We start from the raw sequence: 17,956 nt of genomic DNA on the forward strand, positions 1-17,956 counted from the left end.
CGAATCGCTTGTTGTCTCAGGTAATTTTGGGTAGTTGGATTCAGCAGTCGAGCATCGGGTTTCTTCATGTCTCGATTCTAGCAATTCTCTCCTTACTTCTGCATTCTCTTCGATTGCCAGGTTAATATGTTGCTGTAGAAAAGTTGAATCTACGTTAACGGTTAATCTTTCACAACTACTTTCACTGTTTTTATCCAGGTTAAAGCTGTTTAAGAAACCAACCGAATCTGTACTGTAACCAGAGTGTACGAGAGCATTGATGTGAAACCGCTTTAGAGAGGCTGTTTTCAACGATGTGTTTCTCTCATGCACCTAATGTATAAAAACCTAGAAAATTAAGCTTCCGAAAAAGCATCAATTTTACATACGGAAGTTTTTGTCATTTTTTAGATGGTGTGTCGGTATTCCTGCTTAAGAAGCTTCATAACAGCTAACAGCATTCCTCATTTACTCTTCTCAAGCCTCTAGCAGCTAAGCTCGACTTTATTCATTTGATGAGTAGAAAAGGTAGCACAATCAGAACAAGAATAATAGACTTGTTGGGAAATAGGTAATAATAGACAAGACCAACAGTATGCCGCCACATGCTTAACCTTGAACGCGCACTGAACCAGGATCGCCTGCTGCGAGCATTAACCGGGCTGAATCGAAACGCTTTTGATGCCTTGCTGCCCAGTCTCGAGCAAGCGTATGAAGCCAGTCGAATTGCGGCAAAGCCTGTGCGAAAACGAGCCAGAGGCGGCGGGCGCAAAGCAAGATTACAAAGTATCGAAGCGAAATTGTTCTACATCCTGTTTTACTTCAAATGCTACCCGACGTTTGATTTAGCAGGCATCTTGTTTGACCTTGACCGTTCACAGACGCATGAATGGATGCACGAATTACAGCCTGTGCTTGAGGCAGCTTTAGGACAGGAGATAGTGTTACCAGAGCGCAAGCTGCGGAGTATTGAAGCATTTCTGGAAATGTTTCCAGGAGTCGAGCGGGTGATGATTGATGGGACAGAGCGCCCAATTCAACGTCCGCAGAATTCAGAAGCCCAGACGCAGAACTACTCTGGCAAAAAGCGTCGTCAAACTCGCAAGCACCTAGCGGCAGTAGATCAATCTAAGCGAGTGTTAGTGTTGAGCCATGCCCGTGAGGGAAAGCTTCACGATAAACGATTTGAAACCGAAGAAGAGATTGCGTTTCACATTCCCGACGAGATTCCCATCGAAGTAGACCTAGGCTTTCAAGGCTTGCAATCTGAGTATACGAACATTCGCATTCCACACAAGAAGCCTAGAGGGGGTGAGCTAAGCAAGAAACAGAAGCAAGAAAATCGCAGTTTGAGCCAGTCGCGAGTCGTTTGTGAGAACGCTTTCGCAGGCATCAAGCGTTATGGTGCGGTCAGTGCAATTTATCGCACTTGCTTGCGTCACGCAGTGCTCGGATCAAGGATTTTGATGACCATTTGATGCTGACTGCCGCTGGATTATGGAATTTCTACTTGAAAGCTGCTTGATCTGATGACAGAAAGCTGAAATTGTCGGAGTTTCACTTTGAGGTAAAGTTATTCCCCAACAATTCTAATACTTCGGACAAATTTTGGGTGTCTTTTGAGGCTCAAGCACTGATTCAATCGTGAACTGGATTCTTTTTTCAAACTTAGGGGTAGGGCTAACTTTGAAAAAATAGCTCAATTCGGAAACCGTGGAGCCTGAAGCCTTGTGGAACTATTCAGAAAAATGTCCGAAGTATTGAGGTCTAGAACATTACCGATTCATGTTAGGGAAAGACAAATTTTGTAGCTTCAGTTACAGAAAATATTGTATAGTCATGAATAAAACAAATCACCATTATTCCCTGAGCTTATGATGACTAGCACAATTAATCCAAACGTTTCCCAAACGTTTGCCAAACATCAGGACAACATGATGGCTGCCCTTGCACGCCGTATCGAAGCTGCTCAAGCAGTCAATGATCTCCAATTGATGAAATTATTGGAGCAAGAAAGACAGCAGATTGCACCGACAGCCGCTCCACATCGAGATAGACGATCGCTCTCTTCTAGACTCAAAGCGTTCAAGCAGAGAGTTGCTGAGGTACTTTTCGGTGGCACAGAATTGCAAGTGTACCAATACGAACAAGGCAGCGACCAATGGTGGTACGCCTTTGACCCTCAGACTGGTGAGTGTGTTTATGCAGACTCCGAAGCAGAGCTACGCCTGTGGATTGAGCAGAACTATCAAGGCAGATAAGTGAAGCCATCCATACACTCGATCAAGTGAGTCGGGATGCGGACTTCAGATAGAAATTATTGCTTCGGCAGTAGACCTAGATTTTTGCCAAAAAACCTGTCTAGCCAACGATCGGGCAGTGCCAATGGTAACAACCAATTGCGAATTGGATGAGGAACGATCGCATATACCCATAAGGCGCGGTTTTTATCCTCATAGAAAGAAGTCTCAGTTACGTCTAGCTTCAATCTTGGGTTGAGACAATTCGCGCAATCAACGCTAACAAAGTTAGCGCAGGTGAGACAGGGAAGTGCGATCGCATTGTGATCCGAGTTAGTCCAAGTCAGTCCTTTTTTAGTCCAGAGTTTTAGTCTTGATTCAGTCTCACGCTTGAAGCATTATATAGAGAGGATTTCAAAACTAGAAGAATATTGGTTATCTGCGTGATGGACAGAGTACCGAGAGCGAAAATCCCTGAAACTCAGCCAAAACAGCGATTTTCCTGATGAAGCCTTTCTACGTAAAAGTTTGAGGGTGGTGCGCTACCACTGCACTAAACCGCTTAAAAATGGCTAAAGCCGTTATAGGGCAATGGGTTTAGGGTGCTGCACTAAATTCGACGTACAAGATCAGAATGTCCCTGTGGAGGGCATTTAGCCAGAGATCGCTCCGTTTGAGGAACAGACTTTCTTGTCCTGTAAGGCTTTGAGCATTCCAGCGATCGCCTGATTGAGGAACTAAAACCGATGGGGACTCCCCCCTAACTTTTTCAATTCGATAAAAACGGCGTTTCAGCCCATAGTATTTTCGCGTCAAAATCCTCTCAAACGATTGGCGAGAAAGGATTTAAGCCTATAGTGTTTCGAGGGATAACCCCGCTCATTTTCGAGCAGGATAGCTACATCCTCAGCACTGAGGAGATGGAATGCAACATCTCAACTTATTCCACATGGAATGAGTTTCACAGCCTCAGTATTGAAGAGATGGAGGACGGGAGCCACATACCGGAGCCGTTTACCGGCTCGATCAAGAACGCTCGACGATCGCTACGAGAGAATCAACCTCATGTGGTAACAGCGTGATTTCACTTTTGAATTGATTCCGATAGCCTGAAAGTCTTTGCGCCAGAGCAGGATTTTTCTCGCCAAGTAGTTCGACGAGCCGTACCACTTCTGAACCATCCAAGCGAAGGTTCCCAGTGCGATTCTGATGGAGCGATCGGAAATCGGTGAGCTTTCTCAACAATGCCGATTTTGCAGTTTTGGCTCGTGCAGCTTCAAGGTCAAGCGATCTCTCTTGCAGAAGAGTTTCGAGGGAAAGATTCATGATGATTAATTCATTTGATCCCTCCTGTTGTGACATCAAAGAATTCAGTTTTTTGACTGCCTCATGCTTATTGTCCAAAAAAGTCAAATTACAGCGCGCGCACGATCTTCGATAGCATCGCCGTTACTTCATCAATTGCGGCTGCACTGTATTTCCCAGATCCCCTATAGTATTTTTGTTCAAATGATTTGCTCAGAATTCGGCTTCTATCCTTACTCAATCGGCATTTGAAGCGAACGGGGAACGGCTCAAAATCAGCTTTGCCACGGAGTCGAGTTGCGATCGTAAAAGGAATTTCTAGATCAATTTTGAACGTCGTTTTCGGATCGAGTTCCAACAGGGTGCAAATGCGCCGCCACTCACGGTAAGCAGGGCTAAGGTGCAAGTTCTTAGCAACTTTCGCCTTACCTTCGGGTGTTTTTGCACCCGTTGAGTGTTGCCACGGCTGCCAGTCGTGAATATTATGCGATTGGCTCGAATGCGGACGATGCTTGATTTTGATGCGATTCTTATTCCGTGGCATCCGTTCAACTCCAAACTATTTTTAATTTATTTAGAACACCCGTACTCTATTAGTTTGAACGATTTTTGGCAAAAGGAGAGCTAAAATCGAGCGCTATAGTTTGAATATGAACAATTCTGAAAAATATGGATATCCTAAAGCACCTTGATTCCCTGAAGGATTTGAAGCTTGCCAATGCTTATGCCGACAGCGTGAGCAGATCGATCGACTTAACAGGCGATCCGAGAGTAGGGATTCGTGCCACAAAAGATCCCGGTTTCGGCGCGGCAACGTCTCTCATGATTTGCAAAGGCAATCTTGTTGAAGGATCAAAAGAACTCGCTGGCTATCTCGGAGCAGTTGACGATCGCGTTCGCGAGATGGAAGAGGACTTTTCTAAAGCCTCCGTTCGAGCGCTGACGGTGCAATTGGTTGTCATGGAATCCTTAACCCTGCAACTCACCAATCTTGCTGCGATGAATTTGAAACAGCCTCAAATCGCACAGTCATTGTTTGAACTCGCGTTTAAGGCATCAAATTCATGCCGAAAGCTGATTCTAGCGATCGACACCATCAAAAATCCGAAGAAACCGACGCAATTTATTAAAAATTACGTTGACAAGCAACTCAATCAGTTAGGGGGAATTCATGGCGGGGAGATGGACTCAGGAACGGCGAGAGCGACAACAGCAGATGATGCTGACGCTCAAACCGTGGCTCAAATCAACGGGAGCCAAAACCCAAGCTGGGAAACGTCGAGTCAGTCAGAACCGACTGAAAACCGGGAAGTAATCCCAGTGGTATGTCGAAATCCAGCAAACGATCGCACAAGCCGATCGCGTGGCAAGAGAAATTCTCAGTCGGTTGGATGATCAAACAAGCTGACAATCGATTGCCAATCATTCTTCACACAAAAAATCCCGCTACAAGGACGGGACACCACAAATGGCAATGATCTTTTGTTCAACTTTCCCAAATTTCGCGATTTTTGCGACGCGATCGCGGAAGGTACGATCGTTCTTGAACTGGATGCCGTGACTTTGCCTTTTTTATAAGTTCTGCAAATTCTTCAATCGCATAATTACGATCGTTCTATGAACCGGATGCTACCTGCTCGTGGGGTGGCTTTTTATTTTTGGGAGCGCGATCGCACTCCTGCACTTAATCAATGAAGTCAGTCAATCCAACCACTTCAGGCACGAAGCCTGGGGACGCAGGCTTAACTAATCAAGATTATATTTCTCTGTTCACGGGCACTCTACGTTTGACATATCAGGTTGTGAGGTCAGACGGGAATGAAGCGGGCTATGCTCACGTTAGGTTGGCTCTGTCGAAGCATGGTTGCACTGTTGGGTGAAACTATCGTCGAGACTGCTCGCGTTCAGGCACAAGTCATTCCCGATGGCACCTTGCCAACTGCAGTCACAACGCCTAACAATCTCGACTTCATGATCGATGGAGGTACTCGATCGGGCAACAATCTATTTCATAGCTTCAGCCAACTCTCCATTCCCACAGGTGGCTCTGCTCTCTTCAACAACGCTACAGATGTCCAGACCATCTTCGCCCGCGTTACCGGAGGCGGCGCTTCCAATATTGATGGACTCCTCAAAGCCAATGGCACTGCGAGTCTGTTTCTGCTTAATCCCAACGGCATTCTATTTGGAGTCAATGCACAGTTGAATATTGGTGGTTCCTTTATCGGAACGACTGGCAATAGCATCCAATTTGCCGATGGAACGGAGTTTAGTGCAGTCAAGCCTAGTAGTCCGCCCTTGTTAACGATGAGCGCGCCCATTGGTGTACAGTTCGGCGCAACCTCAAGCAGTATTCGGGTCCAAGGACAAGGGCACAATCTTCTGCATCCACCCACATTCACAAGCTCTGTCACGCGTGATCCAAATCTTGCAGGACTAAAGGTTCCACCAGGACAAAAATTAGTCCTGCTCGGCAATGGAGTATTTTTGGATGGAGGAGTTCTCATTGCTGAAAGTGGACAGTTGGAATTAGGAAGTGTAAGCACAGGTACGATCAAGTTCAACACCGCAACTCCCAACTGGGAATTCAACTATAATGCTGTTCCTAGTTTTTCAGACATTGCTCTCACTCGTGCTGCACTGATTGATGCAAGTGGCAACCCGAGTGGATCAATTCATTTACAAGGGAAAGGCATTCGGATTCAAGAAAGTTCTGCCGTATTTATTCAGCACCAGGGACAACAAGCTGCGGGTCGGATTAAAGTCGATGCAGACGTATTAGAAATCAACGGAGCCTTGCCGAAGAAAGATCAAAGTTTGATTCTGTCAGAAAATATCGGCAGTAGCCACGGAGCAGATATTGATGTGTCGGCAAGACAAGTTGTAACCCGAGAGGGCAGCGCCATTTTCTCGACGACTTACAAAAATGGAGGCAGCGGTGGCAATATTGTCGTGAATGCAACCGACTCTATCCTGGCTTCTGGATTCGCTGCCTTCGATCCATCCCGTGCAGGCGGAGTTCTGACGCGAACCTACATCGGCGGCGGTCGCAGTGGAAACACAACGGTAACGACCTCTAATTTATCGGTGAGAGAAGGAGCTGGAATTACATCGCTTGTGTTGGGCGGTGCTCGGGGCGGAAATGTGCAGGTCAGCGCCGATACAATCTCCCTGTTTGGTGAAAATTCCGGTACTGCTGGAGGCTCCAATATTGTCTCAACGACACTGTTTGGTGGAGATGCTGGCTCAATTTTGATCGACACAAAACAGCTACTTCTAGGAGCTTCAGGACTCATTTCTGCGAGTACGTCTGGAGCTGGCAATGCGGGTAGCCTCACTGTTCATGCCAGTGAATTCATTGATATCGATGGGTCTGGCTCAGTTGTAAGCCAGCGAAGCCGGATTACAGCTTCAGGACAACTCTTACCTCCCACGTTTAGACGAATTTACGGATTACCAGCGTTACCAACTGGCAATGGTGGAAACTTAGCGATTACTTCACCCAACATTCGGGTCAGGAATCAAGGATACATTGCGGCTGAGAATGTAGGCAGTGGAGATGCTGGACGCTTGCAAATTCAAGCCAACTCGATTGAGTTAGACAATCAAGGTCAAATTAGAACTGCCACTGCGGTTGGTAATGGGGGTAACTTGGAGATCACAACGCGCGATCTACTACTCATGCGCCACCAAAGCCTGATTAGTGCCAGAGCTAGCCAATTTGGAAATGGCGGTAATATCATTCTGAATGCTCCGATCGCTGTTGGCCTAGAAAATAGTGATATTGTCGCCAATGCTGAGAAGGGACGAGGTGGAAACATTCAAATCACCACTCAGGGCATGATTGGGTTGCAGTATCGCGATCGCTTAACCCCAGAAAACGACATTACGGCTAGTTCTGAATTCGGCGTGAATGGCACCGTTGAAGTCAACAATGTGGGAGTTGACCCGAACTCTGGCTTAGTCGAGTTATCCACCACACTGATTGATTCAAATCAACAAGTCACTGCTGCCTGTTCCGGTACTCAAAGCAGTAGTTTTGTGATTACAGGACGTGGTGGGATTCCTCAAAATCCAACTCAGAACGTGCCCCACGATCGTGCTTGGAACGATATGCGTGATCTTTCGGCTTTTCACAAAACCGCGATCGCGCCAGTTCCAACTCAGACTGCCATGCTCGTAGAAGCAACAACTTGGTATCGCCATCCCCAAACCGGGAAGGTCGAATTAGTTGCAGCCCAACCGGCAAAGACTTCTTCAACAGTGACTTGTGCTGCAAAATATTGAATCAAGCGCGATCTCAGATGAGCTCATAGCCTAAAACGAGCAGCGCATTGCCCGTTTAGAATTCCCTACACTCAGCGATCGCACTCGGAGCCATAGAGGACTTTTCCTGATTCATCTGGAGAAAATCTTACGCACCATTCCCCATCCGCCAGCCAGATACGCAACGGATGGTGAACAAACTTACCGTAGATGAAGGCGAGAACCACGATAACCAGGGATGAAATCACGACCCCTTGAACCACTTTCAACGGGCGGGCTGTCCATTGATTTTCCATTGGCGCAAATCTTGAGGGACGGGCTTAGGATTCCCAGACGTGGAGTTCGTCGAGTGCGGACTTCTAATCTCTAATCAAGTGCGTATTAGAACCACGCTATAAGACTTCCAGCTATTAAAATCAGCTTCTAACACACAAAGAGACATGGTATCAAATCGGTATTCATAACTTTTTACTGGGATTTCTTCCCTTAAGAAGCTGTGAATACGCTTTGATATCGCGTTCCATCCTATTCAGTTGTGTTTCGGTTTTAGGGGTAATTTGGGGTAATGTTTTTCCCTGACCTTTGAAACCTATGGCTCAGGCGAGATTTGAACTTGCGACCTTGGGCTTATGAGTCCTCAAAAGAAGCTAATAAATATAAGGCTTTCAGCATTTATTAAATTTTATTACCCTCAATTTACCCCCGACTACTTTATTCATAGGGTTAAATTTTAAAGAGAAAAAACGTCATTCCGTCATCTCGAATTGGCAACCCATAATTGCATCAGTATTTTTAGCCATTGACAGTGCATGTCAAATGAACATCAATTGTCAGTTGATTCAGAGATTTGCTAACTTCTGATTTTCTGGATCGCAGCCAACACGGCAGTTTCGCGGAAGACCCTTGAGGCACTGAGTCATCTGTTGTTTCTGAAGCTTTGGCTGTGGACCAAGAGTATCGTGGATTATTGCTTACAAAAGAAGATTGGCAGCAATTGCGACACTCTTCTTCACAAGACCAAAGTGACCGTGAATAGGCATTTCTTACTTAATTGTAGGTAAGAGATTGGGTGCTTGCGTTACGACACTTTAGGTATGAGAGAATTGCACTTTTCTGCAATCTAAACTGTTGATTCATCCGAGAGAATTAGCACAAAGCGGTAGCGAGATCATAAGCGATCGCGCTTATCGTTAAATGTAATCTTCTAAAACAACTTGTGAATCAAGCCGTTTTAGATCTCTCAACTTGTAAACTCATCGTGTTTGAGATTGTTTGTGTTTTGGCTTTAGTCGGCTTGAGCGTCTCCTATTTCAGGATGCGTCATGCTTGGCTATGGTGGTCGCAGCGACAATTTCTGAGATCGCATGAAGAAGCTGAAATCATTCGAGATCGCTTATTACAGCAGTCATTCACGATGCGACGAGGCCTAGAGAGTGCACTGATTGATACTCATGATTCATCGCTCAAAGCTTGTCTAGAGCAATTTAATCTGTTTCATCAATCGCTGAATGCACTTAGCGATCGCTTATCTCCACCTTACATTGAAGATAATCTGCTCCTCGCGATTACCCACCTCCTGAATTCCTGGAAATCGAAACAGACCGGTCTGACGATCGAATTTGAACATCCGTCCGTTTGGCATCAAGCCACGCATCCTAGTGATGCATTCCTTCTTGAGGCGATCAATGAACTATTACGAATCATTACTGTCAACGTGTTGACAGCGAAAGTGATTTTTGTCAGTCTCAATAATGTGAATCACCAAGTCAATTTAGAGATCCGTATTCCCAATACTGAAACGCTCAATATTCGTGCAGATCTGAAGCATCTGACTCAAGCGATGCATTTCTTAGTTGGAGGACATTGTTCCTTTTCTTACCAACAGCAAACGCTCACTTGGCACTATCGACAGCAACGCTCCACTGCATTCGCACCACCGACCTGCAAGGACTGAGTTATGCACTACCCTAGAATTTTGATTATTGATGACCATCCACTTGTCCTCGACGCAACGCTCGGCGCGCTGCGTCGAGCTTATCCAGATGCAGATGTGATTGTCGCGCAAGTCAGCCAAGAAGCACTGGAAAAAGCCCAAAGTCTGAAACCAGATGTCGCGATCGTGGATTTGTCAATGCCGAGATCGATCGGGGAAAAACCGCAAGCAGAAACTGGACTACAATTGCTCAAAGATTTGATGCAAGGGAACAATTGCTTAAATATTGTGGTGCAAAGTGCTGATCCGAGACCCCTAATTCGCCTGAAATCTTTGATTAATGACCACGAAGGTGGGTTTACGATCGCAGATAAGCAATTGTCCAGTGAAGCAATGCTCCGACAAGTCGAATTAGCCTTGCAAGGGCTATCAGTCACCTCGCGAGAAATGCGTATTGGATTAGAAATGAAAGCAGATTGGTTAACCCTTTTGCAATTCGCCTTTGTAGAAGGCTTGACTGATAGTGCCATTTCAGAGCGCATGAATGTGGCAGAGCGCACAGTGCGGCACTATTGGACGAAAATTCAAGATGCCTTGGAAGTCTATCCAGAAAAAGGGAAAAACATTCGGATTCAAACCGAGATGCGAGCCAGAGAAATGGGGTTACTAGATTGATGGGGATTTCACTGCGACGATGGCTTTTCAGTGAACTGAAAGCTTGGAAGTCAGCTTTGATCCCAGGCATTTTGGTGATTGCGGTAGTTCTGGGGATCAGAGCTTGCGGATGGTTACAGCCTCTAGAATGGATGGCACTCGATAGCTTGATGCGGCATCGTCCTGCGGAAGCGATCGATGAACGAGTCGTTTTGGTGATGATCGATGACGAAGATATTGAACAGTTGAAAACCTATCCGATCTCCGATCGCGAAATTACAGCAACGATCACCAAATTACAAAGCTATCAACCGAGTGCGATCGCGATCGATTTCTATCGAGACTTGCCGGTTGAACCGGGACATCAAGAGCTAATCAAGGCGTTTCAAACCTATAGGAATCTGTTTGCGATCGAGCAACTGCCCTTTGGCAATAACACGGCGATCGCGCCGCCAAAAGGACTGGCAGCCGAGCAAGTTGGGTTTGCCAGTCTCCCTTTAGATGAAGATGGACATGTCCGGCGGCATCTGATTGGATCGATCGATCCGAGATATGCCAACAGTCCGGAAGCGGGCAATCACTATAAACTCTCGATCGCCACTCGATTGGCGATGTATTTCCTCAAAACGAAAGGGATCAGCGATGATATGGGCATCGCTGATCCAGAAACTCTGCGATTTGGCACGGTGGAATTGCCAAGAGTGCATCCCAACACAGGCGCATACATCGGAGTCGGTTCAGGTGGCCCACAGGTCTTAATCAACTATCGCAGTGGTTTGAGTCCTTTTCGAGTGTTGTCTCTGCGTCAAGTACGGCAAAATCAGTTTCAACCGGATTGGATTCGGGACAAGGTGATTTTGATTGGAGTCAATGGCAGTGGGGTGAAAGATTTTGTCAATGTTGCTGCCGTTCCATTTGTCAACTCTGCTTTGTATCCCGGTGTGAAAGTTCACGCGCATTCAGTCAGTCAGATTTTAGCGGCGGTGTTGAATGGGCGACCCTTCTTACAGGCTTGGAATGATTGGGCAGAGTATCTCTGGATCATCGGTTGGGGCATCTTGGGAATCGGGATTGGGCGGAAGTTACAAGCGCCGTGGCAGATTGTACTCGCCGTGATGCTGGTTGGCATTGTGCTGGTTGGCATGAGCTATCTCTTGCTTCTAGTCGGGATGTGGATTCCTTTAGTCCCAGTGCTGATCGTGTTTTTGTTCAATGGGGCGGGACTAGCAGCCGGATTGCTATACCGCACAAAGCAAGAATTAGAAGCACAAGATGCGATTCGGCAAGCTGCTTTAGAACAGGTATTTAATTCCATTCATAATCGTCCCCTGCAGCAGTTAAGTTTTATGATGAGGCGGCTGCAAGATCAGCCGATGCCGACTGAGGAAGTGCTGCAAAATTTAGAGCAGATTGATAAAGAATTGCGATCGCTGCGGCATGACATTGGGCGGATTGCTCAAAAGCAAGAAGATCAAATTCGCGTCGGGAATGAGTTACTTGATTTGCATCTGCCATTGAATGAGCTATTGCAGATGGTTTGTAGTACGACCTTGCAGCGATTTGAGGAGTTTCCCACGTTTAAGAATTTGAAAGTGCGGTTGATTGATATTCCATCAAGCCCCGCGCAAATCATTCAAGAGCAAGGACTGTCGATCGCACAAAAAGATTGGCTCTGTCGATTTTTAGAAGAAGCGATTTGTAATGTCGGCAAACATGGCATTGATGTGACGAGAATTGAAGTGTTTTGCGGGAAAGAGTATAAATATCAAGTGATTCGTGTCGCGGATAATGGGATCAATCAACCCAAACCGAAGCAACTGAAATTGCGCGATCGCACTCGCATTAGTGGTACTCAGACGGCGAAGAAGTTAGAAAGACAACTCAGAGGTGTCTTTAGACGGGCGCAGAATCAGCCTCAAGGCATGATTTGTGAATTGCGGTGGAAAGCGAAGCGCGAATGAAGCCGGACAGTCAATTTGACAGATTTCGGCATTCGATTTGGCTTTTACTAACCTGTCTTCTGCGGCTCAATTCTCATATGGTTAGGATGAATCATTCGCAAGGTATAAATTATGAAACACTTAAAATCACATTGCCGCATTTTAGGGTTAGCCATGTGTTTTTCCCTATTCGCTACAACGGCAGCATGGGCGAAATTTAATCCAAGGAATCCGACCCTGCCGATTGGGCCGATGACGACGGGCGGCCCGCGCGGTTGTGCAGCGGGAAGTCCCCTTGCCTTTACTGCTTTAGTCCCCGTGAACATCATTGCCGAAATCACGGCTGATCAAGCGGTGGTGGCATGGTATTCACCCGATCGTGATCCCTATCGTGTGACTTTAAAGCTTTATGAGGCAGTACCGCCAGGAACGGCTCAGACACGTTGGAAATTGGTGAAGCAGGTGGCTGAATTTGAGAATAAGGCAGGGATGAAGTTCTATCGATTACCTGCGGAACTCTTACAACCGGGTAAGGTTTACACTTGGCAAGCGGTGCTTGAATGTGTTCCGGGCTATCCATCTGGGGATGCGATCGCGGAGGCTGAGGTTCAGGTCATTGCAAAGCCGCATGAGCCAAAGGAGAATGCGCGCTCCATAGAATATAGCTTATGGTACAGTGCCTTAGCGGAGGCAGAGCATTCTAAAGAGCTTCAGTTAAAGTTACTGAGGGATTTGATTACTTATGAGGAATTGCATTCTCCGCATTCTCCCGCGCCGAAACAAGGGCTTAAACGGAGTGAAATGCTGAAAAAGATCTTAGAAACACTGAGTCGTTAAATATACTGCGCTCAACGAGCAAAGAACTTGGCGTTGAGCGCAGTTGCACCTCAGTTACAACCAATTGCCGACCAAGATTAGGGCAGACCAATATCCAGGATGTGTCCCACCTGCAATTAACTCTTGCTGTGCTAGCTGGATCGCTTTCGCTTTACTTACTCCAGGTTGTCTGAGATTGTGATAGAACTCTTGCACGATCGTGGCCGCTTTTTCGTCATTGATAAACCAGAGGGAGGCTAAGGCACTTTTTACGCCCGCTTGGATGGCGACTCCAGCAAGTCCTAGGATGGCGCGATCGTCGCCAGTACCGGTTTGGCAGGCGGTGAGCATCAAGAGTTCGATCGGGGTGCGAGTGTTGGAGCGTTCGCGTAAGATCTCTTCAAATTCGACGATCGTTAAGCGTTGTCCATCTCCAGTGACGAGAAAGGTATCTTGAGGATCGGCTCCGAACTGTCCATGAGTGGTGAAGTGAATGATTGGGTAAGGATAAGTTTTAATCAGATCTCTGATGTTGTCCTTGCGAAAGTCAAATCGTTGACTGCCAGGAAGCTCGGTGAGGACGGATTGCAACTCATCATCCGCATAGTCTAATGCTGGATAAATTTTATTGTTTGGCAGTGTGATGGCTTCTGTGACTCCTAATGCGAGTGCCCGTAGATTGGAACGATCGAAGGGGGTAACATCGATCGAACTGAGACTAGGTGCAGTGACGATCATGTATTTCTGAATTAAATATTGCTGTCCATCATGTAAGGCAGCCATTGGAATACTTCTTAAGAGTCCATCTTGGACAAACAGTAAGGTGTCGATATCTGTGAGGTAAGATGCAATGGGTTTAATCAAGTCTTTATAGAGGGATTGCGCGATGGTTGGATTGAATCCATCTCTGGCGCTAACTTGTTCTAATCCCTGCCGAAATTCCGTGATTTTCTTTCTCATTTCTTCCTCTTCGATCGGGACAGAAACGGTGCGCGGTTCTTGATTGGGCAGGCTGAGAACTACAATCAGTTGCTTGGGCAGAAGAATGTGATTGAGAATTGCGGTTTTGCGGTTTTGGGTTGAATTGGCGACGATTTGTTGAATCAGATCGATTCGGGCTTGTTCGGTGGTGACAGTGTTGGGAGAGCGTCTAATTTCGGCAATCACACAGTCGTTGCCGAAGTAGTTTTGCAGTTCTGCGAGTCGGAGGGATTCGATCGTGGTTAGAACTCGTGCAATGGTTTCTCTCGATTGTACAGGTTGAGAAGGTTCGGTTTTTTGTTGCTTCAGTTGACTGACCGTCACTTCCGGTTTGACTCTTAAGGCGATTAGTTCGCGATATACAGGTTCTACGGCTTTGCGGAAATCAAATTGTAAGTCTGCATTGGTACTCAGGATGTCACTGCGGATTTCTTCGAGGGTTTGCACAGCTCTTTCGTAGGCTGCGATCGCAGGTTTAGTATTTTTAGTTTCTTTCAGGAGTCGCCCAATCTGCCATTCCCAGAGGTACAAACTATCTTTTGCATCTTTTCTCTGGTCGGCTGCCAGGACAGCATATCGAGTCCATTTGAGTGCGTCTTCAAATTGTCCGCGTCTTTCATAGAGCATTCCAAGTTCGCCTAATGCGAAGGATTTTGCCCGATCGTCTTGGAGTTGGTTGGACAGTGTGATCGCGCTTTTCAACAGGGTTTCAGCTTGGATAGGATCTTCTGAATATTTTGCTAGATCGATGGTTGCATAAATGCGGGATCGATCTTGTGGGACTTGTTCGAGGAGTGGGATCGCGCTTTGAAGGAGTGAGGATGCTAGGGGATCTTTATTTCTGATGTAAATGGGGATTAAGCTTAAGAGCGATCGTACTTCTCCTGAGTAATCTCGTTGAGCTTGAGCGAGGGCGCGACTTTCTTCTAGGTTTTTAATTGCTTTGTTCTCATCATCTTTTGCCGTTTGGGTCAGTCGATCAGCTTCAGTTTGGGTTGTGAATTCGCTGGTTGAGATGCGAGGGGCGCGGGCTTCAGCAGATTCGGCACGGCGATAGGAGAGTCTAGCACGACTGAGATAGGCATTGGCGAGTCCGTTGAGGGCAGAGATGCGATAGGAGGGATTGGTTTGTGTGAGTTCTAGGGTTTTGTTCAGGTAGTTGATCGCGGGGTTAAAATCTCCGGTCAAACGATAGGCATCTCCTAGACTTCCATATGCGGCGGCGAGGATGTTGTTTTCTTTGAGTTGTTGTGCGAGTTGGACGGCACTATGATTCGTACATTCTCCTTTACTTTCTGGGGCGCAGAGGAGTGCGATCGCTTGTCGGGGTTGTCCAATGCTGCTGTAGATTTGGGCTTGTTCGATCAGGGCGCGGCTGAGCTTGGGTAGATTACTATCGCGTCGATAGTGTTCAATTAATTGTCCCCAGGTTGTGATGGCTTCGCCATTTTCATTGGCTTGCTGGGAGGCTCTGGCGATGTTTTCGAGGACGATCGCTCGATTAGTTGGATCTTTGCTGTAGGCAGGAAGTGCTGTTTTCCAGGTTTTGATCGCTTCTGAGTATTGTTTGGCTTCATACTGGGTGATTCCCTGGCGGACAAGTTGAGCGGGATCAATTGGGTGTGCGACTTGTCCGAGGAGGGTGATACTGATGAGACTTCCAGTAAAGAGGAGAACGAGCCAGCGATGCAGTCGAAACCGGGGACGAAACTTCATTCGATGCACTCCACAGTATTAAATAGATACTTAGCTTTCTAAAGCAAATATTACTGGCTTCGGCTTGTGCTGTCAGCTTGTTTGACATTATTGTTTGAATTAAATAATTCTCAGAGGTGCGATCGATGCTAAAAATCATCGGGTTACTAGGAATTTTTAGTACGCTCGCTAATGACTTCGATTCCTGCGATCGCGCAAGTGACGAGTGATGGTTCGACGGGTACGATCGTGACTCCGAGTGGAGCAGTTTTTGATATTACAGGTGGGACGACGGTTGGGGGCCGGAATTTATTTCATAGTTTCGAGCGTTTTGATGTTCCGACTTTGGGTGAAGCAAATTTTCTCAATGATGCGGGGATTGTCAATATCTTTTCGCGGGTGACGGGTGGAAAGGTTTCAGAGATTGATGGGGTTTTGCGATCGCAAGGGTCTGCTAATCTTTTTTTGATGAATCCGAGTGGGATTATCTTTGGGCAGAATGCGAGTTTGGATGTGAAAGGGTCGTTTGTTGCGACGACAGCAAGCGGGATTCAATTCGGCGATCGTGGAACGTTTAGTTCATTTGTTTCTCCGGTTGCTAATGTGCTAACGGTTGATCCTTCAGCATTTTTGTTTGGGCAAGCACCTAGTGCGATCGTGAATCGATCGATCAACACAACAGGAGCGACAAGTCCTTTAGAGATTCCCGCAGATGGTTTGAGAGTTTTAGATGGCAAAAGCTTTGTCCTACTTGGAGGCAATATCGATATTGATGGGGGAAAAATTAGTGCTTTAGGAGGACGGGTCGAACTCGGAGGATTGGCAGAAGCGGGAACGGTTGGATTAGAGATCAAAAATGATCAGCTTAGACTAAGTTTTCCGAGCGATCGTGTGTTGTCTAATCTGACTTTAGCCAAGGATGCGCGAGTAGCGGTAAGAGGAGCAGGGGGAGGAGAGATTGTTGTAAATACGAATCTCTTTACTGCTACTGATGGAGGACGATTGACAAATGGTACTGAAGGGGCAGGAGATGCTGGAGATACGATCGTCAATGCGAATGTTTTTAGTGCGATCGGGCAGGGTGTTAGTGGGAATAGAGCGGGACTTTACAATAATACGTTTGGATCTGGTCGATCGGGAAATATTATTGTTACAGCGAACCAGTTCGTTGTAAAAGATGGTGCTGTAGTTGTCACCGAGAGTGGGCAATCATCTTTAGATGCCGATAAGGCATTTGGTAATGCTGGAAGCATTTTTCTAACGATTGCTGATTTGCTCGAAGCTGATGGCTTATGGCCGACAAGCAACGGGTTTCTAACGCTAATTTCAGCAACAACCTATAGCCGTGGAAATGGTGGAAATATTGATATCAAAGCGAGAGATCTTAGAGTTTTAAATGGTACTCAACTCATCTCTTCGACTTTTGGACGTGGCGACGCAGGCAACATATCAATAACTGTGAGAGATGCAGCAACATTTGATGGAGTTGGAAATAATGGAGTATCGAGTATTGTAGGCAGTCAGGTTGCTGCATCTGGAACAGGGAGAGGCGGGAGATTAACCCTAAGTTCTGGTTCTCTAACGGTCAAGAATGGTGCATCCTTAAACTCTGCTACGTTTGGACGTGGGGATGCTGGAGATGTATCACTAACCGTGAGAGATGCAGCAACTTTTGATGGAGTTGGAAGTAATGGAACTCGTAGTAGTGCAGGAAGTACCGTCAATCCAACCGGAGAGGGCAAAGGAGGAACGCTAACAGTGAATGCAGGTTCTCTGGTTGTCAGCAATGGCGCTCAACTCACTTCTGCTACTTTTGGACGTGGAGATGCTGGGGATGTCGCTCTGATTGTGAGGGATACAGCAACCTTTGATGGAGTCGGAAGTAATGGAGTTTCTAGCATTGCAGGAAGTACTGTAGAACAAACTGGAGAGGGCAAGGGAGGAACGCTAACAGTGAATGCAGGTTCTCTAACTGTTAGCAATGGCGCTCAACTCACTTCTGCTACGTTTGGACGTGGAGATGCTGGGGATGTCGCTCTGATTGTGAGGGATACAGCAACCTTTGATGGAGTCGGAAGTAATGGATTCTCAAGTAGTGCAGGAAGTACAATGAACGCTGTCGATGTAGGTAGAAGAGGTGGGATATC

At 46.6% G+C, this 17,956-nt stretch carries 14 protein-coding genes; 9 read left to right on the forward strand and 5 right to left on the reverse strand.

All coding sequences use genetic code 11. The features are described from left to right. Positions 1-584 precede the first annotated feature (584 nt). Together J0L70_RS31150 and J0L70_RS31155 are read left to right on the forward strand one after the other, a co-directional pair. On the forward strand, positions 585-1,457 hold the full coding sequence (locus tag J0L70_RS31150; protein ID WP_287457222.1) for a transposase family protein: 873 nt from the start codon (positions 585-587) through the stop codon (positions 1,455-1,457). Positions 1,458-1,853: 396 nt separating this feature from the next. Next, a complete protein-coding gene (locus tag J0L70_RS31155) occupies positions 1,854-2,240 on the forward strand; it encodes a hypothetical protein (protein WP_086371011.1) in 387 nt (128 codons plus the stop codon). 576 nt (positions 2,241-2,816) lie between these two features. Here J0L70_RS31155 and J0L70_RS31160 read toward each other — a convergent pair. The 3 genes from J0L70_RS31160 to J0L70_RS31170 all read right to left on the reverse strand — a co-directional run bounded on the left by J0L70_RS31160 (position 2,817) and on the right by J0L70_RS31170 (position 4,068). Then, on the reverse strand, positions 2,817-3,035 hold the full coding sequence (locus tag J0L70_RS31160) for a hypothetical protein (protein ID WP_287457223.1): 219 nt from the start codon (positions 3,033-3,035) through the stop codon (positions 2,817-2,819). Between the two features lie 210 nt (positions 3,036-3,245). After that, positions 3,246-3,545, reverse strand: coding sequence for a hypothetical protein (locus J0L70_RS31165; RefSeq protein ID WP_287457224.1), 300 nt, complete (start codon positions 3,543-3,545; stop codon positions 3,246-3,248). An 88-nt stretch (positions 3,546-3,633) separates the two neighbouring features. Continuing rightward, a complete protein-coding gene (locus J0L70_RS31170; RefSeq protein ID WP_017288620.1) occupies positions 3,634-4,068 on the reverse strand; it encodes a hypothetical protein in 435 nt (144 codons plus the stop codon). Positions 4,069-4,193: 125 nt separating this feature from the next. On the opposite strand from J0L70_RS31170, the gene J0L70_RS31175 reads away from it, so the two are divergent. After that, entirely contained in the window at positions 4,194-4,919 is a 726-nt protein-coding gene (locus J0L70_RS31175) for a hypothetical protein (protein ID WP_287457226.1), read from the forward strand. Positions 4,920-5,354: 435 nt separating this feature from the next. Further along, positions 5,355-7,811 (forward strand): beta strand repeat-containing protein, encoded by a 2,457-nt coding sequence (locus J0L70_RS31180; RefSeq protein ID WP_287457227.1) that lies wholly within the window; start codon positions 5,355-5,357, stop codon positions 7,809-7,811. 71 nt (positions 7,812-7,882) lie between these two features. Here J0L70_RS31180 and J0L70_RS31185 read toward each other — a convergent pair whose 3' ends face one another. After that, positions 7,883-8,086 (reverse strand): hypothetical protein, encoded by a 204-nt coding sequence (locus tag J0L70_RS31185; protein WP_268243178.1) that lies wholly within the window; start codon positions 8,084-8,086, stop codon positions 7,883-7,885. A 920-nt stretch (positions 8,087-9,006) separates the two neighbouring features. On the opposite strand from J0L70_RS31185, the gene J0L70_RS31190 reads away from it, so the two are divergent. The 4 genes from J0L70_RS31190 to J0L70_RS31205 all read left to right on the forward strand — a co-directional run bounded on the left by J0L70_RS31190 (position 9,007) and on the right by J0L70_RS31205 (position 13,154). Continuing rightward, complete coding sequence (locus tag J0L70_RS31190) at positions 9,007-9,744, forward strand: hypothetical protein (RefSeq protein ID WP_287457229.1); 738 nt, start codon at positions 9,007-9,009, stop codon at positions 9,742-9,744. 3 nt (positions 9,745-9,747) lie between these two features. Beyond that, positions 9,748-10,398, forward strand: coding sequence for a response regulator transcription factor (locus tag J0L70_RS31195; protein WP_287457231.1), 651 nt, complete (start codon positions 9,748-9,750; stop codon positions 10,396-10,398). After that, a complete protein-coding gene (locus tag J0L70_RS31200; protein WP_287457232.1) occupies positions 10,398-12,338 on the forward strand; it encodes a sensor histidine kinase in 1,941 nt (646 codons plus the stop codon). The genes J0L70_RS31195 and J0L70_RS31200 overlap by 1 nt, the downstream gene beginning before the upstream one ends. Before the next feature lie 111 nt (positions 12,339-12,449). Next, positions 12,450-13,154, forward strand: a complete 705-nt coding sequence (locus tag J0L70_RS31205; RefSeq protein ID WP_287457233.1) for a DUF928 domain-containing protein — start codon at positions 12,450-12,452, stop codon at positions 13,152-13,154. Positions 13,155-13,208: 54 nt separating this feature from the next. Here the strand turns inward: J0L70_RS31205 and J0L70_RS31210 are convergent, their stop codons facing one another. Then, on the reverse strand, positions 13,209-15,830 hold the full coding sequence (locus J0L70_RS31210) for a CHAT domain-containing protein (RefSeq protein WP_287457234.1): 2,622 nt from the start codon (positions 15,828-15,830) through the stop codon (positions 13,209-13,211). 171 nt (positions 15,831-16,001) lie between these two features. On the opposite strand from J0L70_RS31210, the gene J0L70_RS31215 reads away from it, so the two are divergent. After that, a partial coding sequence (locus J0L70_RS31215) for a two-partner secretion domain-containing protein (RefSeq protein WP_287457235.1) occupies positions 16,002-17,956 on the forward strand: 1,955 nt, incomplete at its 3' end.

This window comes from Leptolyngbya sp. UWPOB_LEPTO1 (assembly GCF_017302695.1).
Lineage (GTDB): Bacteria > Cyanobacteriota > Cyanobacteriia > Leptolyngbyales > Leptolyngbyaceae > Leptolyngbya > Leptolyngbya boryana.